We start from the raw sequence: 23,749 nt of genomic DNA, 5'->3' as shown, positions 1-23,749 counted from the left end.
TTGATCGTTGGCCGGGGCCTTGCCCCTGGGGAGGCTCGGGGGAGCGGAAGGCGGTGCGCGGGTGGGCTCGGGAGGGCTGGAGCTGCCCCCTGGTGACGAGGGTCACGAGGGGAACTCCGCGGATGTCCCGCCCGGCGCGGTGTCCCTTGCACGGCCGATGGAGATGGGATCCATCGGACCGGAACTGGACTGGGACGCCGACGCGTGGCGCGAGGTGCGGACCCGCGCCCAGCGGGCCGGGCGGGCCTACATCTGGCTGAACCTGGTGGAGCAGCGGCTGCGCGCGGTCGTGGCCGCCGTTCTCCGCCCCATCTACGAACCGGTCCACGGCGACGACTGGGTGGTCGCCGCCGCCGGACCGGCCGGCCAGGAGTGGGTGCAGCGGGCGGTCGCGGTACGCGAGGTCAGCCGCCGCAAGGGGTATCTGCTCGATCCCGCCGACGACAACGTGCTCAGCTTTCTGACGCTGCCGCAGCTGCGCGAGCTGATGGTGCAGCACTGGCCGTGCTTCGAGCCGTACATAGACGAGCGCCGCGACGTGGAACTCGCCCTGGACGAGCTGGAAGTGACCCGGAACGTGGTCTCCCGCAACCGGGCCCTGTCCCAGGCGGTCCTCGCGCAGGCCGAGCGCGCTTCCGCCAATCTCCTGGAGATCCTCGGCGCGGGCGGCGACGTGCCCTCCGCCCGCCGGCTGCCCGTCGACGCGGTCGAGGACCTGGTGGGCGACCGGTACGCGGACGTGGTCGCCGTCCACCCCGACCGGGTACGGCTGCTGCGGCAGTTCCCCGCCGAGGACATCTTCGGCGGTGCCCGCCGCCTGGACGCCATCGGCATCGGCCTCAACCTGCTGGTGCAGAACTTCTCCGGGCGGCGGCTGGTGCGGCTCGCCGAGTCCGGCTGCCGGGTGCGGCTGCTGTTCCTCAACCCGGCCTCCAGCGCGGTCAAACGGCGCGAGCGGGAGCTCGGCATCAGGAAGGGCGAGCTGAGCCGCGCGGTCGAGATGAACATCCTGCACATGCGCCGGGTGCGCTCGAAGCTGCGCGACCCGGGCGCCTTCGAGATCCAGGTCTTCGACGAAACCCCTCGTTTCACCGCGTACCTGGTGAACGGGGACGGCTCGGACGGCATCGCGGTCGTGCAGTCCTATCTGCGGCGCACCCGCGGTATGGAGGCGCCGGTGCTGGTGCTGCGCGGCGGCAGCCGGGTCGTCAGGTCGGACGACGTCGAGGAGAACGGGCTCTTCCCCACCTACCGCGAGGAGTTCGAACTGGCTTGGGCTGATTCGCGCCCCGTGTCCTGAACTGTCCGATGATGCCGGCCAGAAGCGGAATCCCGCCCTCGGATTGTCAGTGGCGCATGCGAAGGTGAAGGCCACTGGGGGAAAGCACCACCACGAAGGGGGGCCGCCATGGCCTGGCACCGGGAGCTGCTGATCGGCTTCGACCTCGAGACGACCGGGACGGATCCGTATGAGGCGCGCATCGTCACGGGGGCGGTGATCGAGGTCAAGGACGGGGAGCCGCTCGGCCGCCGCGACTGGCTGGCGGATCCGGGCGTGGAGATCCCGGCCGACGCGGTCGCGGTGCACGGGATCAGCAACGAGCGGGCGATGGCCGAGGGCCGCCCTGCTGACCGGGTCGCGGACGCGATCGCCGAGGTCCTGGTGGCGTACTGGAGGACGGGAGTCCCGGTCGTCGCCTACAACGCGGCCTTCGACCTGACCCTGCTCTCCGCCGAGCTGCGACGGCACGGACTGCCGTCCCTGCGCGACCGTCTGGGCGGCCTCGCCCCGGCCCCGGTCATCGACCCGTACACGATCGACCGCTGGGCCGACCGCTACCGCCGAGGCAAGCGCAACCTGGAAGCGGTCTGCGCGGAGTACGGGGTGGCGCTGGAGTCCGCGCACAACGCGGGCGCGGACGCGCTGGCCGCCGCCCGGCTGGCCGCGGCGATAGCCGGCCGCCACCCGAAGGTCGCAGCCCTCGGCCCGGCGGAGCTGCACCGCCGCCAGATCGAGTGGTACGCGGACTGGGCGGCGGACTTCCAGGAGTTCCTGCGTGCCAAGGGCGACGCGGAGGCGGTGGTGGACGGTACGTGGCCGCTGCGGGAGGCGGTGGACGGGAGGGTCTGAGACGGGCGGGGCGTGCGCGTTCAGGAACCGGTGGGTGCCGCGGTCCCGCGCATGGCGTCCTTCTCGGTTCCGGCGTGATGCGCGGGGGCGGGGCCGTGCGCCGGGTCCGGTGCGGCCGTACGGTGGGCGCGCTCGACGGACTGGCCCCAGTAGGTTCCGGCGACCATCAGGGCCGCGCCGAGGCCGGTGAGCGGGGTGAGGTGGTCGCCACCGAGGACGACGCCCACGGCCACGGCCCACACGGGCTCCGTGCCGAGCAGCAGGCCGGCGCGGCTGGCGGAGGTGCGCTGGACGGCCCAGGTCTGCGCGAGGAAGGCGAACACGCTGCAGAACAGGGCGAGATACAGCAGCTGAACCCAGGTCGCGGTGCCGGCGCGGGCGAAGCCGGGCAGGGCGGTGGCGGCCGTGGGGAGGAACAGCGCCGTGCCGATGAGGGTCTGCAGCGCCGTCAGGTGCAGGGGACGCACCGCGCGGCCCGCCGTGAGCCGGCCGACCAGGGCCACGTGCACGGCCCGGACGACGGCGGCGGCGAGCATCAGCAGGTCGCCGAGTCCGGGCGCGTGGAAGCCGTTGCCGGACATCAGCAGCCCCACGGCCAGGACGCACACACCCGCGGCGGCGTGGAAGGAGGGCGGCAGCCCGCCGGGGTGACCGGAGCGGTCGAGCAACGGGGTGAGCACGATGGTCAGGCTGATGATCAGCCCCGCGTTGGCGGCGCTGGTGTGGGCGACTCCGTACGTCTCCACGACCAGCACCGCGGCCTGGGTCAGCCCCAGCGGCACTCCGGCCCGTACCTCGTCCCGTGTCCACCGGCGCCGTCCACGGCGGGCGGTGACCAGGACCAGGCAGGCCAGTGCGGAGAGCGCGTAACGGGCGAACAGGACCGCGAGGACGGGCAGCGCGGCCACCGCCGTCTGGGCGGAGAGATAACTGGAACCCCAGACGAGCGCGACGAGGAGGAGTACCGCATCGGTACGGCGGGCGTCGAACACCCGCCCACGGTGCACCGCGCACCACCCTGAAGCCCAGCACCAGTTTCTAAAACGATCTTTTAGTCTGCCTGCACAGTGCCCCTACACTGCGGGAATGGACGAACGTCAGTTGCGGATCCTGCGGGAGCTGGGCGAACTCGGCAGTGTCACCGCGGTGGCCGAGGCGCTGCTGGTGACGCCGTCGGCCATCTCCCAGCAACTGCGGCTGCTGCAGCGTTCGATCCCGGTTCCGCTGACCGAGCGGCACGGGCGGCGGCTGGTGCTCACCGACGCCGGGCAGGCCCTCGCGGGCGCGGCGGCGGAGGTGGAGACGGCGCTGGCGCGGGCCCGGGGCGCCGTCGAGGAGTTCGTCGGGAGGGCGGACGGCGAGGTGTCGGTGGCGGCGTTCCACAGCGCCGGCTCGGCGTTCTTCCCGCCGCTGCTGCGGGCCTTCGACGGACCCGGTTCACCCCGGCTGGCGCTCGCCGACGAGGACGTGCCGCAGGAGGACTTCCCCCGGCTGACGAGGGAGTACGACCTCGTGCTCGCCCACCGCCTCGATCACGCCCCGCCGTGGCCGGGCACGGTGACCGTCACCACCCTGCTGCGCGAACCGCTCGACGTGGCGCTGCCCGCCGGCCATCCGCTGGCCGGCAAGCGGCGGCTCACCCCGCGGGATGTGGCCGACGAGTCGTGGATCACCGTGCACGACGGGTTCCCCGTCATGGCCACCATCGAAGCCGTCGCCGCCGCGGCCGGGCGCCGCCTGCGGCTGGTCCATCGCATCAACGAGTTCGCGGTGGTCGCCGAGGCCGTGGCCGCAGGGGGCGGTATCGCCCTGATGCCGCGCTGGACGATGCGCCCGCACCCGGCGCTGGTCCTCCGGCCCATCGACGGCGTCCAGGCCAGGCGGCACATCGACGCCCTGTGCCGCCCCGAACGCACGGCCCGCACAGCGGTCCGCACGGTGCTGGCCGAACTGCGCCGCGCCGCGGGGACGATCAAGGACCGGGACGGGCGGGAGCCGGTGCCCGCCACGGCTTGACGGCGGCGCGGAGCGGGTCGGTGAACCGAACCGAAGGCTCTCAGAACGGATACCAGCGCACCGTCTCGTCCCCGTCCCGCAACGACGCCACTCGGCGCTCGAACTCGGCGAGGGCCTTGGGGTTGCTGGGCGCGTGCTGGGCGACCCAGGCGCAGCTGGCCGTCTCCCGGGCACCGCGCAGCACCGAGCAGCCCTCCCACGCGCGCACGTCCCAGCCGTAGGCGGCGGTGAAGGAGTCGTACGCCTCGGCCGGCAGACCGTAGCGGTCGCGGGAGAGCGCCATGACCACCAGGTCGTGCTCGCGCAGATCGGCGGAGAAGGTTTCCAGGTCGACCAGGACCGGGCCGTCCGGGCCGATGTGCACATTGCGCGGCAGCGCGTCGCCGTGGATCGGTCCGGGCGCCAGATGCGGGGTGAGCGCGGCCGCCGCGGCGGCGAACCCGTCGCGTCGCTCGCGCAGATAGGCCGCGTCCGCCGGGTCGATCGCGTCACCCGCGAGCCGCAGCCAGCGTTCCACACCGCCCAGCAGATCGCGGGGCGGCAGGGTGAAGGCGGGGGCGGGGAGGGCGTGCACGATCCGCAGCAGTTCGGCCAGGTCGCGCGGTTCGGCGGGGCGTACGGGATCGGGCAGCCGGTGCCATACGGTCACGGGATGCCCGTCGACGAGCAGAGGTTCGGGCCGGGCGGCCCGCACCGCCGGGACATCCGCTCCGGCCAGCCAGACGGCGATGTCCAGCTCCCGCCGCGCCCGGTCCAGCAGCTCGGCGTCGCGGCCCACCTTGACCACCAGATCCCCTACGGCGAACACCGCGTTCTCACCCAGGGCGAGGAGCCGCGCGTCCCGCGCCGCACCCGGCAGTACCCCCGCCGCGTCCAGCACATCCCGCGCCCGCGTCTCGTCCATCGTCCGCCTCCGTGTCCTCCACCGGTTCCTTGAGGTCTGCCAGTGTCGCATTCACGCAGGTCGGAACGGCCACCGGCCGGGGCGCGGACGAACCCGCGGGCAAGTGGCCCAGGCCACACCGGCGTCGGCGATGTGAGATCCCCGCACGGGGAGGGCCGCCGGCTGCCCACAAGGGGAGGGCCCGTCGGCTCCCCGGTCGCCGACGGGCCCTCGCTCAGGCGGGTTCACACCCCCAGTGGCTCGTTCTCGTCCCGTACCGCCGCTGCCACCGCCTGCGGTGTCTCCTCGTGTGTGAGGTCCGGCAGCCGGTGCAGCCACTTCGGCAGGTACCAGTTGCGCTCGCCCAGCAGCGCCATCACCGCCGGGAGCAGCACGCCCCGGATGACGGTCGCGTCGATGAGGACCGCGGCGGCCAGGCCCACGCCCATCTGCTTCATGGACTGCATGGACAGCGTGCCGAAGATCGCGAAGACGGCGACCATGATGACCGCGGCGCTGGTGACGACCCCGGCCGTGGTCACCACACCATGAGTGATCGCGTCCTTCGTCGTCCTGCCCCGCAGACGGGCCTCGCGGATCCGGGACACCACGAACACGTGGTAGTCCATCGACAGGCCGAACAGGATGACGAAGAGGAACAGCGGCAGCCAGGTGACGATGGCGCCCACACCGTGCGCGCCCACCAGCGACGCGCCCCAGCCGTGCTGGAAGACGGCGACCAGGATGCCGTAGGCCGCGCCGACCGAGAGCAGGTTCAGGACGATCGAGGTGATCGCGATCGTCAGCGAGCGGAACGACAGGAGCATCAGCAGGAAGGCGAAGACCACGACGAACGCGAAGACCGGGACCACCGAGCCGACGAGCTGGTCGTTGAAGTCGTGCGAGCCCGCGACCTGACCGGTGATCGGCGCCTGCACGCCCTCCACCTTGCCGAGCGTGTCGGGCCGTACCTTGTCGCGCAGCAGCTCCAGGTTCGCGCCCGCCTTGTCCAGGTCGGAGCCGCCGACGAGCGGCACGGAGATCACGGCCACGTTCTGCCCGTCGTGCAGTCTGACGTCGACCGGGCCGCGTGAGGCGCCCGATGCGATCGCCTCCGTGCGGAAGCCGGCGATCGCGGACTTCACCTCGGGCGCGTTGATGTCCTTCGCCTTGACGACGACCTGGGCCGGCTCGGAGCCGCCGGGGAAGGCCTCGTTGACCCGGTTGTAGGTGGCCACGATGGGCAGCTTGTTACCGAACTCCTGGTCCAGGGTGAGGTTCTGCGTCTTCATGCCGAGCGCGGGCGCTGCGATCGCCAGCAGCGCACCGGCCGCGACCACCAGGGAGACGGCGGGCCGGGCGAGGACCACCTTCAGGACGGCACTCCACAGCCGGCTGCCCTCGTCGGCGCTGCGACCGGTCCGCGCGCGCCGCTTGTCCGGGTGCAGGAACGGGATACGGCCCTTCTCGACCCGCTTGCCCAGCAGCGACAGCAGCGCGGGCAGCACGGTCACCGAGCCGACCATGGCGACCGCCACCACCATCAGCGAGGCCAGGCCCATCGCCTCGAACGTGGCGAGTCCGGTGAACAGCATGCCCGCCATCGCCACGCACACCGTGACACCGGAGACGATCACGGCACGCCCGCTGGTCGCGGCGGCGATGCGCAGCGCGGTCTCCGCATCGCGTCCGGCCGCGCGCTCCTCCCGCTCGCGGCGCAGGTAGAACAGGCAGTAGTCGACACCGACGGCCATGCCGACCAGCAGCATCACGGAGTTCGCGGTGTCGTTCATCGCCTGCAGATGGCTGACGACGCCCATCAGGCCCATCGTCGCCATGATCGCGGTGATGGCGAGCGCCACCGGCAGCAGCGCCGCGACCAGCGCCCCGAACGCGATCAGCAGGATGCCGAGCGCCACCGGCACCGCGGAGTACTCGGCCTGCTTGAAGTCGTTGCCGAACGCGTCGGAGAACGTCTTGCGCATGCTGGCGGCGCCGATCTCCTCGATCCGCAGCTGCGGGTGGTCCTTCTGGACCCCGGCGACGGCCTTGAGCACCGGCTCGACACGGTCACCGGCGGTGTCCGCGTCGCCGCGCATGTCGAACTGCACCAGGGCGCTGCGGCCGTCCTTGGAGATGGTCTTCGTGTCGTACGGGGAGGTCACGTCCGTCACCCGGCCGGTGCCGTCGACGGCCCGCACGACCGCGGTGACCGCGGCGCGGAACCGCGGGTCGGTGGCCGTGGTGGCGCCGTCCTTCGCCTGGATCAGCACGCTCTCGCCGGCCGGCTGCTTGATCCCCGCATCCTCGATGATCTTCGCGGCGGTGTGTGTCTCCCCTTTGAGCTCGTCGCTGTCCTTGATGTCGACGCGCCCGGCGGCCGAACCGACGGCCATGGCCAGCACGACGAACAGCACCCAGATGCCGACCGCAGCCCATCGGTGCCGAGCGCTCCAGCCGCCGGCCCGGGCGGCGATGCCCCGCACCCGCGTATCTCCGTTCCCCATGACGGGCTGCCCCCTCCGTGCGGGTGACGGCCCCCTGCCGCCACCGTTCGCTTCGAAGGTAGGGGCGGCGTAAGCGCGACTCGTCGTGCTGCCCGGTGAACCGTGAGCGCCCCGGCTCATCCCCTCGGACCGGCCCGCCTCACCATCCGGGAGGACAGCGGCCCCTTACAACTGTCCGGGCTCCTCGGGGGCCGGGATCAGGGTCCGGGCGCCCGCCCGGGGATCCGCTCTAGGGTGTGAGCATGACGACGACGTACGCGGCGCTGCTGCGGGGGATCAACGTGGGCGGCAACCGGAAGCTGCCGATGGCGGGGCTGCGGGAGCTGCTGACCGGGCTCGGTCACACCGGGGTGGCCACGTATCTGCAGAGCGGCAACGCGGTCTTCACCGCCGACCACGGTGACGAGGAGTCCCTGGCGGCGGAGCTCGAGGAGGCGATCGAGAAGGACTTCGGTTTCCGGGTCGACGTGCTCGTACGCGACCACGCGTACCTGAAGGCCGTACGCGAGGCATGCCCGTTCCCGGCCGACGAGCTGGAGGGCAGGCAGCTGCACGTCACGTACTTCTCGGGGCCGGTGGGGGCCGAACGGTTCGCGGAGATCGACCCGGCCGCGTACCTGCCGGAGGAGTTCCGGCTGGGCGACCGCGAGCTCTACCTCTACGTCCCCGACGGTCTCGGCCGGTCCAAGCTCGCCGAACAGCTGTCGAGGCCCCGGCTGAACAAGGGGCTGATCGCCACCACCCGCAACTGGAACACGGTCGTCAAACTGGAGGAGCTGACCCGTGCCTGAGCGCGGCCGGGCCGTCGAGGCGGCGATCGAGCGCGAACTGCGTCTTCTGGACCCGGAGGTCAGCCGCTCACCCGAAGAGGTCGGGGCGCTGCTGCACCCCGACTTCCACGAGTTCGGCGTCTCCGGGCGGCGCTGGGACCGGGCCTCCGTCATCGCGATGCTGGCCTCGACGACCGATGCGGGGGCACGGCCGTCCGTCACCTCCCCCATCACGGGCGTCCAGCTCGCGCCGGACCTGGTGCACCTCACCTTCGACACGGAGAACGACGGCCGTCACGCGCACCGCAGTTCGCTGTGGCGGCGTACCGAGGACGGCTGGCAGCTGTACTTCCACCAGGGGACGCCGTTCGCCCCCGGGACGAAGTGACGCAGAGATCCACGGAGTTCCACACCCGGGGGCAAAGGGCAACGAGCGGGTGTGCGAGGCTCGTCGGCATGCGCTACATCATCATCGGAGCAGGGGCCGTCGGCGGAGCGGTCGGGGCGCGGCTCGCCGAGGCCGGCCACGAGGTGGTCCTGGTCGCGCGGGGTGCGCAGTACACGGCGCTGCGCGAGCGCGGACTGCACTTCCTCGCCCCGGACGGCGAGCACACCCACCGGCTGCCGGTCGTCGACGCGCCTTCGGCGCTGGGCGAGTTGCGCACGGACGACGTCCTCGTGCTGGCCGTCAAGACCCAGGACAGCGAGGCGGCGCTGGACATCTGGGGCCCGGCTCCGGTGCGGGGCGGCGGTACGGCCGCCGAGCGGCTTCCGCTGGTGTGCGCGCAGAACGGCGTGGAGAGCCAGCGGCTCGCCCTGCGCCGCTTCCGCCATGTCTACGGCGTCTGCGTGTGGCTCCCGGCCACCTTCGTCGAACCCGGCGTCGTCTCCGCCGCCGGCACCCCGCTCACCGGCATCCTGCACCTCGGCCGGTATCCGCACGGCACCGACGACACCGCCCGCCGGATCGCCGCCGACCTGGAGAAGGCCCGGTTCGAGGCCCCGGTCGTGCCGGACGTGACGCGCTGGCAGTACGCCAAGCTGCTGAGCAACCTCGCCAACGCGGTGGAGGCGGTCAGCGGGCCGCTCACCGGACAGGAGGCGGAGTCGCTGTACGCGCGGGTGCGGGCCGAGGGCGAGGCGGTGCTCCAGGCGGCCGGCATCCCGTACGCGAGCGGCGCGGAGCAGAAGGAGGTGCGCGGCGACAAGGTGCGCCTGGTGCCGCTCGCGGGGGCCCAGCGCGGTGGCGGTTCCTCCTGGCAGTCCCTCACCCGCGGCACCGGCACCATCGAGGCCGACCACCTCAACGGCGAGATCGTCCTCCTGGGCCGGCTGCACGGTGTGCCGACCCCGCTCAACGAACTGCTGCAACGGCTCGCCACCAGGTTCGCGCGGGAGCGCCGGGCGCCCGGGTCGCTGCCGGTCGCGGAGCTGGTGCGACTCGCCGACGAGGCCGTGGCGCACGCCGCCGGATAGGCTGCCGCGTTCCACCCCCCCTTGCGCTCAAGCGGCGCTGCGGCCTCTTGCCGCATGCGCCCGGATGATGTCCGCGTACCGGCGCCCACTGCCCTTCACTGTGCGCTTCTGCGTCCTGTAGTCGACGTGCACCAGTCCGAAGCGCTTGTCGTAGCCGTACGCCCACTCGAAGTTGTCCAGCAGCGACCAGGCGAAGTAGCCCGCGAGCGGGGCGCCCTGACGGACTGCCGATGCGCAGGCCGCCAGGTGCTGCTCCAGATACTCCGTGCGCTCGGGGTCGTGGATGGTTCCATCGGGGCGTACGACGTCGGGGTAGGCGGAGCCGTTCTCCGTGACATACAGCTTGCGGGCGCCGTAGTCGTGCGTCAGGCGGAGCAGGAGGCGCTCCATGCCGGAGGCGTCGACCTCCCAGTCCATGCCGGTGCGGGGCACGCCGAGGCGGGGAACCGTGCGGGCCCGTGGGGCCGGCCCGGTGGGGTCGTCGGCAACGGTGGCCGGCATGTAGTAGTTGAGGCCCAGCCAGTCGAGCGGCTGCGCGATGGTCTTCAAGTCGCCCGGCTGCTCGGGAAGTTCGACGCCGTACACCTCTCGCATGTCGGCCGGGAAGCCGCGGCCGTGCACCGGGTCCAGCCACCAGCGGTTGGTGTGCCCGTCCATGCGGCGGGCGGCGTCGAGGTCCTCCGGCCGGTCGGTGGCGGCGTGGACGGTGGAGAGGTTGTTGACGATGCCCACCTGCGCGCCAGGCGCTGCCGCGCGGATCGCCTGCGCGGCCAGACCGTGACCGAGGAGGAGGTGGTAGGAGGCGCGGACGGCGGCCGTGAGGTCGGTCAGTCCGGGGGCCATCCTGCCCTCCAGGTGGCCGATCCACGCAGAGCACAGAGGCTCGTTGAGCGTGGTCCAGTGACGGACGCGGTCGCCGAGGCGTTCGGCGACGACCGCCGCGTACGAGGCCAGGTGATGGGCGGTGTCGCGGACCGGCCAGCCGCCCCGGTCCTGGAGCACCTGCGGCAGGTCCCAGTGGTACAGGGTGACGGACGGAGTGATGCCCGCCTCCAGCAGGCCGTCGATCAACGCGTCGTAGAAGTCGAGCCCCTTGGCGTTGACCGCACCGTCGCCGCCCGGCACCACGCGCGGCCAGGCGAGGGACAGCCGGTAGGCGTTGGTGCCGAGTCGGCGCATCAGGCCGATGTCCTCGCGCCAGCGGTGGTAGTGGTCGCAGGCGACGTCTCCGTGGTCACCGTTGTCGATCTTTCCGGGAGTGTGCGAGAACGTGTCCCAGATCGAGGGGGAGCGGCCGTCCTCGGCGACGGCCCCCTCGATCTGGTAGGCCGACGTGGCCGTGCCCCACAGGAAGTCCTCGGGGAGTGCGGCGAGGTCGATGGTCACGGAGTTCCTTTCGGAGGCAGGCGAGTTGGTCACTTGACGGCTCCCGCGGTGAGCCCGGCGACGAGGTAGCGCTGCAGAAGCAGGAACCCGGCGACCACGGGGAGGCTGACGACGAGCGAGGCGGCCATGATCTGGTTCCAGTAGACGTTGTAGAGGGTGGAGTAGCCCTGGAGGCCGACGGCGAGCGTGCGGGTGTTGTCGTTGGTCATCACCGACGCGAACAGCACCTCGCCCCAGGCGGTCATGAAGGCGTAGACGGCGACCGCGACGATGCCGGGGATCGCGGCCGGCACGACGACCCTGAACAGGGCCCCCAGTGGGCCGCAGCCGTCCACCAGCGCGGCCTCGTCCAGTTCGCGCGGCACCGAGTCGAAGTACCCGATCAGCATCCAGATCGAGAACGGCAGCGAGAAGGTGAGATACGTCAGGACGAGCCCGCCGCGCGAGCCGAACAGGGCGATGCCGGTGGCGTTGCCGATGTTGACGTAGATGAGGAACAGCGGCAGCAGGAAGAGGATGCCCGGGAACATCTGGGTGGACAGCACGGTGACCGTGAAGACGCGCTTGCCCCGGAAGTCGTAACGGCTGACCGCGTAGGCCGCGAACACCGCGATCACCACCGAGCAGACGGTCGCCGCACCCGCCACGGTCAGGGAGTTCATGAAGTACCGCGCGAGCGGGATCGTCGACCAGATGTCGATGTACGGGCGGATGGTCAGGTGGCTCGGAAGCCAGCGGAACTTCCCGGAGACGTCGGCCAGGGGCTTCAGCGAGCTGGAGACCATCGCGTAGACCGGTACCAGCACGAATCCGGTGAGCAGGGTGAGGAAGATGCGCTTGGACCAGAGGAAGGACCGGGGCGGAGCCATCGGCGAGCGGGGCGCCTGGGACGTGCTAGACATCGGCCGTCTTCCTTCCTCGGGAGGTCAGCAGGAGGTAGACGCCCGTCACCACGAACAGGAAGAGCAGCAGCAGGACGGACATGGCGGAGCCGGTGCCGAAGTTCCAGGTGACGAAGGACGCCTGGTAGATGTGGACCGAGATGAGGTCCGCGGCCTCGGGGGCGGACTTGCCGAACAGGACGTACGGCGTGTTGAAGTCGTTGAACGTCCACAGGAACAGCACCAGGACCAGGACCTGGTTGACCGGGCGCAGCGACGGCAGGGTGATGCGGCGGATCTGCTGCCACATCCCGGCCCCGTCGAGGGCGGCCGCCTCGTACAGCTCGCCCGGGATGTTCTGCAGGCCGGCCATGACGATGAGGAAGGCGAACGGCCAGCCCTTCCACACCGACACGGTGAGCAGCGCGACGAAGCTGTTGTCGCCGATGAGCCAGAAGGACGGCTTGTCGGTGAGGTGCAGCTGGTCGTGCAGGACGTGGTTCACCAGGCCGTTGTCGTGCTGGAACATGAACACCCAGGTGATCACGGCCGCGTACACGGGCAGCGCGTACGGCACCAGGAACAGTGCCCGCAGCAGGCCGCGGCCGCGGAACGTGCCCTGCATGAAGATCGCGGCCGCCGTGCCGATGAGCCAGCACAGGCCGACCGACAGCAGGGTGAAGACGACGGTGACGAGGAAGGAGTGCAGGAGGGCCTCGCCGACCGGGGCGTCGAAGTCGACTGACACCTTGTAGTTGGAGAGTCCCGCCCAGGGGGCGGTGCCCCAGTCGCGGATGTAGAACTGCGTGAGCTCCTTGAAGCTCATCACGATGCCGATCACCATCGGCACCAGGTGGACCAGGAGTTCCAGGAGCAGGGCGGGCAGGAGCAGCAGGTACGGCAGCCCGATGCGGCGGATCCTCCCGGGGCGGCGGGGCGTCCGCTTCGCCGCCCCGGGAGGACGCTTGTACACGGCAGCCTCTGCGGGAGCAGTGGTCGTCATCGTGCTCACTTCGCCGGCATCTGCTGCTGGGCCTTCTCGAGTTCGGCCTTCACCGAGTCCGTGGTCACCGCGCGTCCGGCGGCCGCGTCGGCGAACAGGTCCTTGATGGCGGTACCGACCGCCGTCTCGAACTGGGACTCGTCTGCCACCTGCGGAAGCGCGACGGCGCTCTTGGCGAGGGTGTCCTTCAGGACCGCGTTCGCCGGAGTGTTGAAGGCGGAGTCCGCCTGGGCGGTCTTCACCGGCGGGATCGAGCTGTACTCGGTGTTGAGGATCTTCTGTTCGGCGTCGCCGGTCATGAACTTCACGAACTTCATGGCGCCGTCGAGGTTGTGGGTGTTCTTGAAGACGGCCAGGTTGATGCCCGCGACCATGGAGTCGACCTGCTTGCCGGTCCCCGGGACGCCGGACTGCACGGGCACGGGCGCTATGCCGTACGCGTCCGCGCTCATGCCCTGCGATGCGAGGTTGGCGGACGCGGACTGCCACAGCAGCATCGCGTTCGTGCCCTTGGCGAAGTCGCTCACCGACTGGTTCTGGGCGTACTCGGCGTTGCCCGGTGCGATGATCTTGTCCGTCGCCATCAGGTCGACGTACTGCTTGACCGCGGCGACCACCCCGTCGCCTGTGAAGTCGGGCTTGCCGTCGGCGGTGAAGAAGTCCGCGCCGTGCTGCTTGGCGAAGACGAAGGCGTGGTGGATGTTCTCCGAGGGGTTCGCACCCTCGGCGCCGAGGCCCCACTTGCCGCCCTTGGACAGCTTCTTGCCGTCGGCGATGAGCTCGTCCCAGGTGGCCGGCGGCTGCGAGATGCCCGCGTCGGCGAACATCTTCTTGTTGTAGTAGAGGGCGTACGCCATCGAGTACAGCGGCACCGCGGCCGGATCCTTGCCCGGTGCCCCGGTCGAGCCGAGGGCCGAGTCGACGAAGCGGTCCTTGCCACCGATCTCGGCGAAGTTCTTGGCGTCCCACGGGAGCAGTGCCCCCGTGGCCTGCAGGGAGGCGCTCCAGGTGTTGCCGATGTTGAGGACGTCGGGACCCTGCCCTGAGGTGGTCGCGGTGAGGATCCGGTTCAGGAGGTCGGACCAGGGGACGACCTCCAGCTTCACCTTGATGCCCGTCTGCTTCTCGAACTTGTCGAGTTCGGGCTGGAGGACCTTCTTGTCGACCTCGATGCTGGCGCCCTGGTTGGAGGCCCAGTAGGTGAGCGTCTTCGGTGAGTCGTCGGACCCGCCGCCCGTCGACGAGCCGCCGCCGCAGGCGGTCACGGCGGTCAGCAGGGAAACGGTGACCGCACCGGCGGCCGCGGCTCGGATTCTGCGCATGGCTCAGACGTCCCTTTCCGGAGGGAGACCCACGAGCGCGTTTCTTTCCGAACGACGCGCCGGGGCTTAATTTAGAGGGTGAGTTAAGACGCGAAGGAAGGTCGCGTCAAGGGATCGCGCGGAGGTATCTTGCAGGTCGGCAGAGTCGGAAGGGGCCCACATGGCGGCGCGGAACGGGCGGACGGTGCGCGACCTGCGGCGGGGCAATCGCACCGCCGTACTACAACGGTTGTATTTCGACGGGCCGATGAGCCGCTTCGAACTGGGCCCGGCCACCGGACTCAGTTCCGGCTCCATCAGCAACGTGGTCGCGGAACTGGTCGCCGACGGCCTGGTGGAGGAGGCCGGCACCGTCGAGTCCGACGGCGGCCGGCCCCGCACCCTGCTCCGCGTCACCCCCGCCAGCGGCCACATGATCGGCATCGACGTCGGCGAGACCCGCGTACGGGTAGAGCTCTTCGACCTCACCCTCACCGAGCTCGCGCGCGCCGAACGGCCCCTGGAGCATCACGGCTACGACGTCGAGATCATCGTCGGCCACATCCGCGACGGCATCGCCGAGGTCCTCGCCGAGACGGACATCGCCCCCGAGCGGCTTCTGGGCGTCGGCATCGGCGTCCCCGGCATCGTGGCGCACACCCCTGAACAGGGGGCCGTGGTCCACGGGCAGACGATCGGCTGGGACGCCGTCCCGCTGGAATCCCTGCTGCGCTCGACGTGCGGACTCCCCGACTCCGTCCCGTACTTCATCGACAACGGCGCCCGGACGCTCGGCCAGGCCGAGATGTGGTTCGGCGCCGGCCGGGGAGCCCGCACCGCGGTCGTCGTCCTCTTCGGCTCCGGGGTCGGCGCCTGTCTGGTCACGGAGGAGGTGGAGCAGGGCCGGTCCGTCGAGTGGGGGCATCTGACCGTACGGGTCAGGGGGCGCCGCTGCCGCTGCGGCGCCCTGGGCTGCCTGGACGCGTACGCGGGCGCCGAGGCGCTCATCGACCGCTGGCGGGAGGAGGGCGGACGCCCACCGGAGGGCAGCGACGAGGAGACCGCATTGACCGCGATGGTCGCCGCGGCCTACCCGCCCGAGGGCACCGGCACCGACCCGGTGGCACTCGCCGTCCTGGAGGAGGCCGCCGAGTACGTGGGCGCCGGCCTGTCCGACCTGATCAACCTCTTCCAGCCCGAGCGCATCCTCATCGGCGGCTGGGCAGGGCTTCAGCTCGGCACCCGCCTCCTGCCGGCCGTACGCCGGTACGCCGCCTCGTACGCCCTGCGCCATCCGGCCGAACGCGTCTCCATCGACCTCGGCAAGCTCGGCCCGGACGCGGTCACGGTGGGCGCCGCCATCCTGCCCCTCGCCGACTTCTTCGCACACGGCGGGCAGCGTGGCGCGCACGGTCGCGGACGTCACGGCGAGCGCGCGTGATCCGGCCGGGGTGCGTGTCGCGTTTGTTCAAGAGGAGCGCGGCGGCCGTTCCTAGCGTGGAGGCATGAGCGATGCCTACCACAACGTGCACCCCTACCTCGTCGAATGCGCCGCCGAGGCCGCCCGCGTCGCCCGGGGCGTCCGGGCGGAGCTGCTGTCCGAGCCGACCCACTGCACCGGCTGGGACGTCCGTGCCCTGGTGAACCACTGGGTCCTGTACACCTCGCACGGACTCGAACACCGCGCCCTGCGCAAGCAGCTGCCCGAGGAACTGACCGCACGCGACTTCACCGCGGACCCCGGCTGGGCGCGCGGCTACGCCGAGCAGCTCGACCGCGCGGTCGCCGCCTGGGACGACCCCGCCGTGTGGGAGGGAGAGATCGACCTGGGCATGGCGAAGATGCCCGCGGACGAACTGGCGCGGATGCTCGTCAAGGAGCTGGCCGTCCACGGATGGGACGTCGCCACGGCCACCGGCCAGGAGTACCGGATCTCCGAGGGCGCCGCACGGCTCGTCCTGGACGTCGTCGAGACCCACGGCGACCTCTACCGCCAGTACGACGGTTTCGCCGACCCCGTGCCCGTCCCCGACGACGCGCCCGTCTTCGAGCGAGCCCTGGCGGCGAGCGGACGCAATCCGCGGCAGACCCCGGTGGGCGAAATGGACCACTGAGAAGGCCGGTGATTGGACCAGGGATCTGCGCCAATCGGCGACTAGCGTCGGCGGCATGCCGAACACCTCTCCCGTCCGCGTCGACGCCTACTTCGACCCCGCCTGCCCCTTCGCCTGGATCACCTCCCGCTGGCTGCTGGAGGTCGAGCGTGAACGCCCGCTCGACCTCCGCTTCCACGTGATGAGCCTGTACCTGCACAACGTGGGCAACGAACTGCCCGACTGGTACCGCACGCTGGTCGACAAGTCGATCGGCCCGGTGCGTGTCGCCGTCGCCGCCGCGGAACGGCACGGCGAGAAGGTGCTGCGTGATCTGTACACCGCGCTCGGGACCCGTATCCACGAGCGCGAGACGGAGGACTTCGACGCGGTGATCTCCGAGTCCCTCGCCGAGCTCGGACTGCCGGCCGACCTCGCCGCCGCCGCCCACGACCCCGCGTACGACGAGGCCGTACGCCGCAGCCACGACGCCGGCGCGGAGCCCGGCTCGGGCGGCTATGTGGGAACCCCCACCGTCCATGTGGACGGAACGGTGTGGTTCGGCCCGGTGCTGCGGGCCATCCCCCGGGGCACCGCGGCGGCGGAACTCTTCGACAGCTTCCGGGTTCTGGCCACACACCCGGACTTCTTCGAGCTGAAGAGGACCAGGACGGGGGCACTCCGCTTCGACTGACCGAAAAGCTAGGCCCCGAGCGCCGTCAGTGCCGGAAGCCGGGCCTCGTCGTAGCGGTCGAGTACGACCCGTGCCACCTCCGGCGCGGGTCCCAGCACCTCGGCCAGGACGTCCGCCCCGGCCGCGCCCCGCGCGATGCGGTCCGGCAGGAAGCCGGGCGCCAGGACGTACGGCGCCACGGCCACCCGGGCGCAGCCCAGCGCGCGCAGTTCGCGCACCGCGTCCTCGGTGCGCGGAAGGGATGCGGAGGCGAACGCAGGCCGCACGGCGCACCAACCGGTGTGCCGCCACTCCCGCGCGATGTCAGCGATCACTGCGATCGCCTCCGGGTCGGTGGACCCCGCCGAGGCCAGCACGACCCCGGTCGAGGACTTGTCGGCGGGGGTCAGGCCCGCCTCGTACAGACGCCGTTCCAGGGCGGCGAGCAGCAGCGGCGACGGTCCCAGGACGTCCGCCTGCCGGATCCTCAGCCGTGGCGGCGCCTCCCGCAGGACCGCCGGGATGTCGGCCTTGGCGTGGAACGCTCGGGTCAGCAGGAGGGGGAGTGCCACCACGTCCCGGACGTCCTGAGCCGCCAGGGATTCCAGCACCCCGTGTACGGACGGGACGTTGAAGTCCAGGAAGCCGGTCTCCACGCGCAGCCCGGGCCGGAGCGACCGCACCCGCCGTACGAGGGCGTGCACGGTCGCGGCGTGCCGCGCATCGCGGCTGCCGTGGGCGATCACGAGGAGGACCGGGTTGTGCATGCGGCGGCTCAGCCCTTCACCAGCAGACCGCGGCTGCGCAGCACCCACCGCTCCAGCGGGCTGAAGATCAGCAGGTCGATGGCGATGCCGACGAACAGGATCAGGATGATGGCCTCGAACACCATGGACATGGAACTCGCGTTGCGGCCGTTCTCCAGCAGCGCGCCCAGGCCGATGCCGAGGTCGGGCGACGAGGCGATGATCTCCGCCGCCATCAGCGAGCGCCAGGAGAACGCCCAGCCCTGCTTCAGCCCCGCCAGGTAGCCCGGCAGCGCGGCCGGCAGCACGATGTGCCAGGCGCCCCTCAGACCGGTCGCGCCCATCGTGCGGCCCGCGCGCAGGAACAGCGGCGGCACCTGGTCGATGCCGGAGACCAGGCCGTTGGCGATGGACGGGACCGCGCCGAGCAGGATCACCGCGTACATCATCGAGTTGTTCAGGCCCAGCCAGATCACCGCCGGCGGCACCCACGCCACCGACGGCAGCGACTGCAGACCGGACAGGACCGGTCCGATGGCCGCGCGCACGAACTTCACCCGCGCCACCAGCAGGCCCAGCGGGGTGCCGATCGCCAGCGCGAACAGGAAGCCCAGCAGACCGCGCGAGACGCTCGTCCAGATGTAGCCGAGCAGCGTGCCCTGCAGCCAGGCGTCCTTGAACTCGCCCGCCACGGCTCCGGGGGAGGGCAGCTTGGTCGGGTCGTCGACGACCTTGAAGGAGATCAGCGCCTGCCACACCACCAGGACCAGCGCGATGCCCACGAGCGGCGGGAGGATCTTGTTGACGAAGGTCTGCCGGAAGGGCGTACGGCCGGTGACCGTGGTCTCCAGCGCGTCGAGACCGGCCTCCACACCGCCCAGTTCGGCGCCTGCCGTCGTCTTGGTCTCAGTGCTGGCCATGGCGGCGGATCTCCCCACGCAGTACTTCGGTGATCTCGAGGGACAGCTCGGCGACGGGCGCGTCCTCGATACGGCGAGGCTGCGGAATGCCGACCGTCCACTCGCGGGCCACGCGCCCCGGGCGGGAGGACAGCAGCACCACGCGCTGCGCGAGCCGCACCGCCTCGCGGACGTTGTGCGTGACGAACAGGACCGACACACCCGTCTCCTGCCAGATACGGGTCAGCTCGTCGTGCAGCAGGTCCCTGGTGATGGCGTCCAGCGCGGCGAACGGCTCGTCCATCAGCAGCAGCCGGCTGTCCTGCGCCAGCGCGCGGGCCATGGCGACCCGCTGACGCATACCGCCGGACAGCTCGTGCACCCGCTTGCCGTACGAGCCCTTCAGCCGGACGAGTTCCAGCAGCTCCTCGGCGCGCCCGCGCCGGTCGCCCTTCGCAACGCCCCGGAGCTTCAGGGCGAGTTCGATGTTCTTGCCCGCGGTCAGCCACGGGAACAGCGCGTGCTCCTGGAACATCAGGGCCGGGCGGCCGTCCGTCGTGATGGAACCGCCGGTCGGCTTGTCCAGGCCCGCCACCAGGTTCAGCAGCGTCGACTTGCCGCAGCCCGAGGCCCCCAGGAGGGTGACGAACTCGCCCGGCGCGACATCGAGGCTGATGTCGTCCAGCACGAGCTGCTGCCCGCCCGGCACCGGGAAGGACTTCGAGACGTGCTCAAGGCGTGCCGCCTGGTCGACGGACTCGGCGGCCGCGGCGAGGGTCGTGGCCATGGTCGTCACCTCCTGGGAACTCATCGGCTGCAGGCTTTACTTGACGCCGAGACCGGCGTCGCTGACGGTCGGCTCACCCTCGGCCTTGAGGACCTTGTTCAGCAGGGTGAGGTCGTAGATGCCGTCCAGCTTCGGGTTCTTCAGCAGACCCGCCTTGACCGCGTGCTGCGCCTCGGTGTTCAGGGTCGCGGCCAGCGGGTCGTCGGTGAACTGGATGGACTTCCACGCCGGGTCGAGGACCTTCGCCGGGAGCGCCTTGCCCGAGTCGACCGCCAGCTGCTGGTTCGCCGCCGCCTTCGCCGCGTCCGGGTTGGCCTTGATCCACTTGTTGGTCTCGACGGACGCCTTCAGCACGGCCTCGACGGCCTTCGGGTGCTCCTTGAGGAACTTCTGCGACACGATGATGTTCGTGATCACGAACTTCTTGTCCGGCCACAGCGAGGACTCGTCAAGCAGCACCTTGCCGCCCTCGGCGACCAGCTTGGACGCGGTCGGCTCCGGCACCCAGGCGCCGTCGACGGAGCCGGACTTGAAGGCGTCCGGGGTGACCTTGTTGTCGGTGCGGACCACCGACACATCGCCCTTGCCGCTCTGCGCGTCGACCTTCCAGCCCTGCTCCGCGATCCAGTTGAGGAACGCCACGTCCTGCGTGTTGCCGAGCTGCGGGGTGGCGATCTTCTTGCCCTTGACGTCCGCCAGGGACTTGATCTTCTTCGGGTCGACCACGAGCTTCACGCCGCCGGACGCCGAACCGCCGATGATGCGCAGGCTCTTGCCGTCGGACTTGGTGTAGCCGTTGATCGCAGGGGAGGGGCCGATCCAGCCGATGTCGATGGAACCGGAGTTCAGCGCCTCGATCTCGGAGGGGCCCGCGTTGAAGATCTGGTACTTGGCCTGGGTGGCGCCGAGCGCCTTCTGGAAGAAGCCCTTCTGGACGCCCACGAGCGCGGTGCCGTGGGTGAGGTTGCCGAAGTAGCCGATCTTGACGGAGTCGAGGCCGTCGATCTTCTGGGCGCCGGCGGCGACCTTCTGGTCCGAGGGGGTGCTGGTCGACTTGGAGCCGTAACCGCAGGCGGCGAGCGTGAGGAGCGGAAGAGCGGCGACCACGGCTATGCCGCGGCGGAGGAGTGTCGAGCGGTTGGCAGGCACGGGAGGTGTTCCTCTCGTTGGCCCGGCGGTCACGTTCTTTCGGGTCGTGGCCGGGAGGTCGGCAAGGGTCTTCGTCGCTTCCGGGACGTCGGGTGGGGGGACGGGGCGCGCAGGCAGTGCGCGTACGTCATCGCGCACATCGCGCCACTCCGCCCTGCCCGCTGCCGAGGGCGCCGCTGCCGACACGGCCGCCCTCCTTGGCGAACGTCGAGTAGAAGCAGGTGGTGGTCATGATCAGAAGTCCCACCCGTCGTCGTCGGCCTCGTCCTTGACCGGCTCGGGCGCGGCGAACGACTCGCCGACCATGCCCGCGGTCAGCGTGGTGCCGTCGGACGGGTCGATCAGGATGAACGAACCCGTGCGGCGCGAGTCCGCGTAGGAGTCCACCGGCAACGGCTCGGCGGTACGGATCTTCACGCGGCCGATGTCGTTGGCGACGAGCTGCCCCGGGTGCGGGTGCAGGGACAGGTCGTCGAGCGTGAGCCGGGACGGGATGTCCTTGACGATCGCCTTGACCGTGCGGGTGCCGTGCTTGAGCAGCACCCGGTGGCCGACCGTCAGCGGCAGGTCGGCGACGTGGCAGACGGTCGCCTCGATGTCCTGGATGGTCGGCGGTGCGTCCTTGCTGGGCACGATCAGGTCGCCGCGCGAGATGTCGATGTCGTCCTCGAGGAGCAGCGTCACCGACTGCGGCGTCCAGGCCACGTCGACCGGCTCGCCCAGCAGGTCGATGCCGGAGACCTTCGTCGTACGGCCGGAGGGCAGGACGGTGACCTGGTCGCCGACCCGGAAGGAGCCGGCCGCGATCTGACCGGCGTAGCCGCGGTAGTCGGGGTGCTCGGTGGTCTGCGGGCGGATCACGTACTGCACGGGCAGCCGCGCGTGGCAGTGCGCCAGGTCGTGGCTGACCGGGACGGTCTCCAGGTGCTCCAGGACGGTCGGGCCGCCGTACCAGTCCATGTGGGCGGACGGCTCCACCACGTTGTCGCCCTCGAGCGCCGAGATCGGGATCGCGGTGACCTCCGGGACGCCCAGCTCGGTCGCGTACGCGGTGAACTCCTCGGCGATCTTCGCGAAGACGGACTCCTGGTAGTCGACCAGGTCCATCTTGTTGACGGCGAGGACCACGTGCGGGACGCGCAGCAGGGCGGCGATCGCGGCGTGGCGGCGGGTCTGCTCGACGACTCCGTTGCGGGCGTCGACCAGGATGACGGTCAGCTCGGCCGTGGAGGCGCCGGTGACCATGTTGCGGGTGTACTGCACATGGCCGGGGGTGTCGGCGAGGATGAACCGGCGGCGGGGCGTGGCGAAGTAGCGGTACGCCACGTCGATGGTGATGCCCTGCTCGCGCTCGGCGCGCAGACCGTCCGTCAGCAGCGCCAGGTCCGGGCCCTCCTGGCCGCGGCTGGCCGAAGCCCGCTCCACGGCCTCCAGTTGGTCCGCGAGGACCGACTTCGAGTCGTGCAGCAGCCGTCCGACGAGGGTGGACTTGCCGTCGTCGACCGAACCGGCGGTGGCGAACCGCAGGAGCGTGGTGGCGGAGAGTTCCGTGGTGGTGGTCATGGCTAGAAGTACCCCTCGCGCTTGCGGTCCTCCATGGCGGCCTCCGAGAGCTTGTCGTCGGCCCGGGTCGCGCCCCGCTCGGTCAGCCGGGAGGCGGCGATCTCGGTGATGACCTGCTCCAGGGTCACCGCGTCGGAGTCGACGGCACCGGTGCAGGACATGTCGCCGACGGTGCGGTAGCGCACGAGGCGCTTCTCGACCGTCTCGCCGTCCTTGGGGCCGCCCCACTCACCGGCGGTCAGCCACATGCCGCCCCGCTGGAACACCTCGCGCTCGTGGGCGAAGTAGATCTCGGGCAGCTCGATGCCCTCCCGGGCGATGTACTGCCACACGTCCAGCTCGGTCCAGTTCGACAGCGGGAACACACGCACGTGCTCACCGGGCGCGTGCCGCCCGTTGTACAGCTGCCACAGCTCGGGGCGCTGACGGCGCGGGTCCCACTGCGAGAACTCGTCCCGCAGCGAGAACACCCGCTCCTTGGCGCGCGCCTTCTCCTCGTCGCGCCGCCCGCCGCCGAAGACGGCGTCGAACCGCTCGGACTGGATCTTCTCCGTCAGCGGCAGCGTCTGCAACGGGTTGCGGGTGCCGTCCGGGCGCTCCTTGAGCACACCGCGGTCGATGTACTCCTGCACGGAGGCGACGTGCAGCCGCAGGTTGTGCTTCGCCACCGTGCGGTCGCGGTACTCGATGACCTCGGGGAAGTTGTGCCCGGTGTCCACGTGCAGCAGCGCGAACGGCACCGGCGCGGGCGCGAACGCCTTCAGCGCCAGGTGCAGCATGACGATGGAGTCCTTGCCGCCGGAGAAGAGGATCACCGGGTTCTCGAACTCGCCCGCCACCTCGCGGAAGATGTGCACCGCCTCGGACTCGAGGGCGTCCAGGTGGGAGAGGGCGTACGGGCTGCTGTCCGTGCCCCCCTGGATACCGGCGACGGTCGTCATGCCAGTCCCCTTTCGCTGAGCAGCGCGTACACGGACGCCGCGGACTCCTGCACGGTCTGGTGCTGCGACTCGATCCGCAGATCCGGCGACTCCGGCTCCTCGTACGGGTCGTCGACGCCCGTCAGGCCCTTCAGCTCGCCGGCGGCCTGCTTGGCGTACAGGCCCTTCACATCGCGCACCGAGCACACATCGACCGGGGTGGCCACGTGCACCTCGAGGTACGCCGTGCCGTTCTGCTGGTGGCGCTTGCGCACCGCCTCCCGGCTGTCCGCGTACGGCGCGATGACCGGGACGAGGGCCTTGACGCCGTTGCTGGCCAGCAGTTCGGCGACGAAGCCGATGCGCTGCACGTTGGTGTGCCGGTCCTCCCGGCTGAAGCCGAGGCCCGCGGAGAGGAACTCGCGGATCTCGTCGCCGTCGAGCACCTCGACCCGGTGGCCCTCCTCGCGCAGCCGGCCCGCCAGCTCGTGGGCGATGGTGGTCTTGCCCGCGCTCGGCAGACCCGTGAGCCAGACGGTGGCTCCGCTCGTCACGTGTGTCTCCT

23 protein-coding genes are annotated in these 23,749 nt (G+C 71.0%); 9 read left to right on the top strand and 14 right to left on the bottom strand.

Annotation, left to right across the window (positions count from 1 at the left end):
• The first annotated feature begins 61 nt into the window (after nucleotides 1-61).
• Together SY2F82_RS08275 and SY2F82_RS08270 are read left to right on the top strand one after the other, a co-directional pair.
• Nucleotides 62-1,300, top strand: coding sequence for an SAV2148 family HEPN domain-containing protein (locus tag SY2F82_RS08275; protein ID WP_200418300.1), 1,239 nt, complete (start codon nucleotides 62-64; stop codon nucleotides 1,298-1,300).
• Between the two features lie 108 nt (nucleotides 1,301-1,408).
• Nucleotides 1,409-2,131 (top strand): 3'-5' exonuclease, encoded by a 723-nt coding sequence (locus SY2F82_RS08270; RefSeq protein WP_200418299.1) that lies wholly within the window; start codon nucleotides 1,409-1,411, stop codon nucleotides 2,129-2,131.
• Between the two features lie 20 nt (nucleotides 2,132-2,151).
• On the opposite strand, the gene SY2F82_RS08265 is transcribed toward SY2F82_RS08270, so the two are convergent.
• Nucleotides 2,152-3,123 (bottom strand): DMT family transporter, encoded by a 972-nt coding sequence (locus SY2F82_RS08265; protein WP_200418635.1) that lies wholly within the window; start codon nucleotides 3,121-3,123, stop codon nucleotides 2,152-2,154.
• Between the two features lie 94 nt (nucleotides 3,124-3,217).
• On the opposite strand from SY2F82_RS08265, the gene SY2F82_RS08260 reads away from it, so the two are divergent.
• Nucleotides 3,218-4,147, top strand: a complete 930-nt coding sequence (locus SY2F82_RS08260; protein ID WP_200418298.1) for a LysR family transcriptional regulator — start codon at nucleotides 3,218-3,220, stop codon at nucleotides 4,145-4,147.
• 40 nt (nucleotides 4,148-4,187) lie between these two features.
• Here the strand turns inward: SY2F82_RS08260 and SY2F82_RS08255 are convergent, their stop codons facing one another.
• Together SY2F82_RS08255 and SY2F82_RS08250 are read right to left on the bottom strand one after the other, a co-directional pair.
• Complete coding sequence (locus tag SY2F82_RS08255; protein ID WP_200418297.1) at nucleotides 4,188-5,051, bottom strand: phosphotransferase enzyme family protein; 864 nt, start codon at nucleotides 5,049-5,051, stop codon at nucleotides 4,188-4,190.
• Nucleotides 5,052-5,275: 224 nt separating this feature from the next.
• Nucleotides 5,276-7,537 (bottom strand): MMPL family transporter, encoded by a 2,262-nt coding sequence (locus tag SY2F82_RS08250; protein ID WP_200418296.1) that lies wholly within the window; start codon nucleotides 7,535-7,537, stop codon nucleotides 5,276-5,278.
• 242 nt (nucleotides 7,538-7,779) lie between these two features.
• Here SY2F82_RS08250 and SY2F82_RS08245 point away from each other — a divergent pair, with 242 nt between their 5' ends.
• The 3 genes from SY2F82_RS08245 (at nucleotide 7,780) to SY2F82_RS08235 (ending at nucleotide 9,783) form a co-directional block, all read left to right on the top strand.
• Nucleotides 7,780-8,328 (top strand): DUF1697 domain-containing protein, encoded by a 549-nt coding sequence (locus tag SY2F82_RS08245; RefSeq protein WP_200418295.1) that lies wholly within the window; start codon nucleotides 7,780-7,782, stop codon nucleotides 8,326-8,328.
• Nucleotides 8,321-8,695, top strand: a complete 375-nt coding sequence (locus tag SY2F82_RS08240; protein ID WP_200418294.1) for a DUF4440 domain-containing protein — start codon at nucleotides 8,321-8,323, stop codon at nucleotides 8,693-8,695. Before SY2F82_RS08245 ends, SY2F82_RS08240 begins: the two co-directional genes overlap by 8 nt.
• 68 nt (nucleotides 8,696-8,763) lie before the next feature.
• The gene (locus SY2F82_RS08235; protein ID WP_200418293.1) at nucleotides 8,764-9,783 is read left to right on the top strand and encodes a ketopantoate reductase family protein; all 1,020 of its coding nucleotides are present in this window, start codon (nucleotides 8,764-8,766) and stop codon (nucleotides 9,781-9,783) included.
• 27 nt (nucleotides 9,784-9,810) lie between these two features.
• Here the strand turns inward: SY2F82_RS08235 and SY2F82_RS08230 are convergent, their stop codons facing one another.
• The 4 genes from SY2F82_RS08230 to SY2F82_RS08215 are packed head-to-tail and all read right to left on the bottom strand — an operon-like array spanning nucleotide 9,811 to nucleotide 14,375.
• On the bottom strand, nucleotides 9,811-11,169 hold the full coding sequence (locus SY2F82_RS08230) for a GH1 family beta-glucosidase (protein WP_200418292.1): 1,359 nt from the start codon (nucleotides 11,167-11,169) through the stop codon (nucleotides 9,811-9,813).
• Nucleotides 11,170-11,198: 29 nt separating this feature from the next.
• Complete coding sequence (locus SY2F82_RS08225; protein ID WP_200418634.1) at nucleotides 11,199-12,038, bottom strand: carbohydrate ABC transporter permease; 840 nt, start codon at nucleotides 12,036-12,038, stop codon at nucleotides 11,199-11,201.
• A gap of 25 nt (nucleotides 12,039-12,063) precedes the next feature.
• Nucleotides 12,064-13,053 carry a carbohydrate ABC transporter permease gene (locus tag SY2F82_RS08220; RefSeq protein ID WP_200418291.1) on the bottom strand — a complete coding sequence of 330 codons (990 nt, stop codon included), beginning with the start codon at nucleotides 13,051-13,053 and terminating at the stop codon, nucleotides 12,064-12,066.
• 5 nt (nucleotides 13,054-13,058) lie between these two features.
• A complete protein-coding gene (locus SY2F82_RS08215; RefSeq protein ID WP_200418290.1) occupies nucleotides 13,059-14,375 on the bottom strand; it encodes a sugar ABC transporter substrate-binding protein in 1,317 nt (438 codons plus the stop codon).
• Between the two features lie 160 nt (nucleotides 14,376-14,535).
• On the opposite strand from SY2F82_RS08215, the gene SY2F82_RS08210 reads away from it, so the two are divergent.
• The 3 genes from SY2F82_RS08210 (at nucleotide 14,536) to SY2F82_RS08200 (ending at nucleotide 17,141) form a co-directional block, all read left to right on the top strand.
• Nucleotides 14,536-15,795, top strand: a complete 1,260-nt coding sequence (locus SY2F82_RS08210) for an ROK family transcriptional regulator (RefSeq protein WP_200418289.1) — start codon at nucleotides 14,536-14,538, stop codon at nucleotides 15,793-15,795.
• Between the two features lie 64 nt (nucleotides 15,796-15,859).
• Entirely contained in the window at nucleotides 15,860-16,468 is a 609-nt protein-coding gene (locus SY2F82_RS08205; protein ID WP_200418288.1) for a TIGR03086 family metal-binding protein, read from the top strand.
• Nucleotides 16,469-16,523: 55 nt separating this feature from the next.
• On the top strand, nucleotides 16,524-17,141 hold the full coding sequence (locus SY2F82_RS08200) for a DsbA family protein (RefSeq protein ID WP_200418287.1): 618 nt from the start codon (nucleotides 16,524-16,526) through the stop codon (nucleotides 17,139-17,141).
• Nucleotides 17,142-17,149: 8 nt separating this feature from the next.
• Here SY2F82_RS08200 and SY2F82_RS08195 read toward each other — a convergent pair whose 3' ends face one another.
• The 7 genes from SY2F82_RS08195 to cysC form a co-directional block, all read right to left on the bottom strand.
• The gene (locus SY2F82_RS08195) at nucleotides 17,150-17,887 is read right to left on the bottom strand and encodes a sirohydrochlorin chelatase (protein ID WP_200418286.1); all 738 of its coding nucleotides are present in this window, start codon (nucleotides 17,885-17,887) and stop codon (nucleotides 17,150-17,152) included.
• An 8-nt stretch (nucleotides 17,888-17,895) separates the two neighbouring features.
• Complete coding sequence (locus SY2F82_RS08190) at nucleotides 17,896-18,786, bottom strand: ABC transporter permease (protein WP_200418285.1); 891 nt, start codon at nucleotides 18,784-18,786, stop codon at nucleotides 17,896-17,898.
• The gene (locus SY2F82_RS08185) at nucleotides 18,773-19,576 is read right to left on the bottom strand and encodes an ABC transporter ATP-binding protein (RefSeq protein WP_200418284.1); all 804 of its coding nucleotides are present in this window, start codon (nucleotides 19,574-19,576) and stop codon (nucleotides 18,773-18,775) included. Before SY2F82_RS08185 ends, SY2F82_RS08190 begins: the two co-directional genes overlap by 14 nt.
• A 12-nt stretch (nucleotides 19,577-19,588) precedes the next feature.
• On the bottom strand, nucleotides 19,589-20,701 hold the full coding sequence (locus SY2F82_RS08180) for an ABC transporter substrate-binding protein (protein WP_200418283.1): 1,113 nt from the start codon (nucleotides 20,699-20,701) through the stop codon (nucleotides 19,589-19,591).
• Nucleotides 20,702-20,935: 234 nt separating this feature from the next.
• Nucleotides 20,936-22,264, bottom strand: a complete 1,329-nt coding sequence (locus tag SY2F82_RS08170) for a sulfate adenylyltransferase subunit 1 (protein WP_200418282.1) — start codon at nucleotides 22,262-22,264, stop codon at nucleotides 20,936-20,938.
• Nucleotides 22,265-22,266: 2 nt separating this feature from the next.
• On the bottom strand, nucleotides 22,267-23,205 hold the full coding sequence (cysD, locus tag SY2F82_RS08165; RefSeq protein ID WP_200418281.1) for a sulfate adenylyltransferase subunit CysD: 939 nt from the start codon (nucleotides 23,203-23,205) through the stop codon (nucleotides 22,267-22,269).
• Entirely contained in the window at nucleotides 23,202-23,738 is a 537-nt protein-coding gene (gene cysC, locus SY2F82_RS08160) for an adenylyl-sulfate kinase (RefSeq protein WP_236041273.1), read from the bottom strand. The genes cysD and cysC overlap by 4 nt, the downstream gene beginning before the upstream one ends.
• Between the last annotated feature and the right edge of the window lie 11 nt (nucleotides 23,739-23,749).

This window comes from Streptomyces sp. Y2F8-2 (assembly GCF_014905555.1).
Taxonomy (GTDB): domain Bacteria; phylum Actinomycetota; class Actinomycetes; order Streptomycetales; family Streptomycetaceae; genus Streptomyces; species Streptomyces cynarae.
Note: the sequence above shows the minus strand (reverse complement) of the source record. Positions and strands in the feature narration are given on the sequence as shown.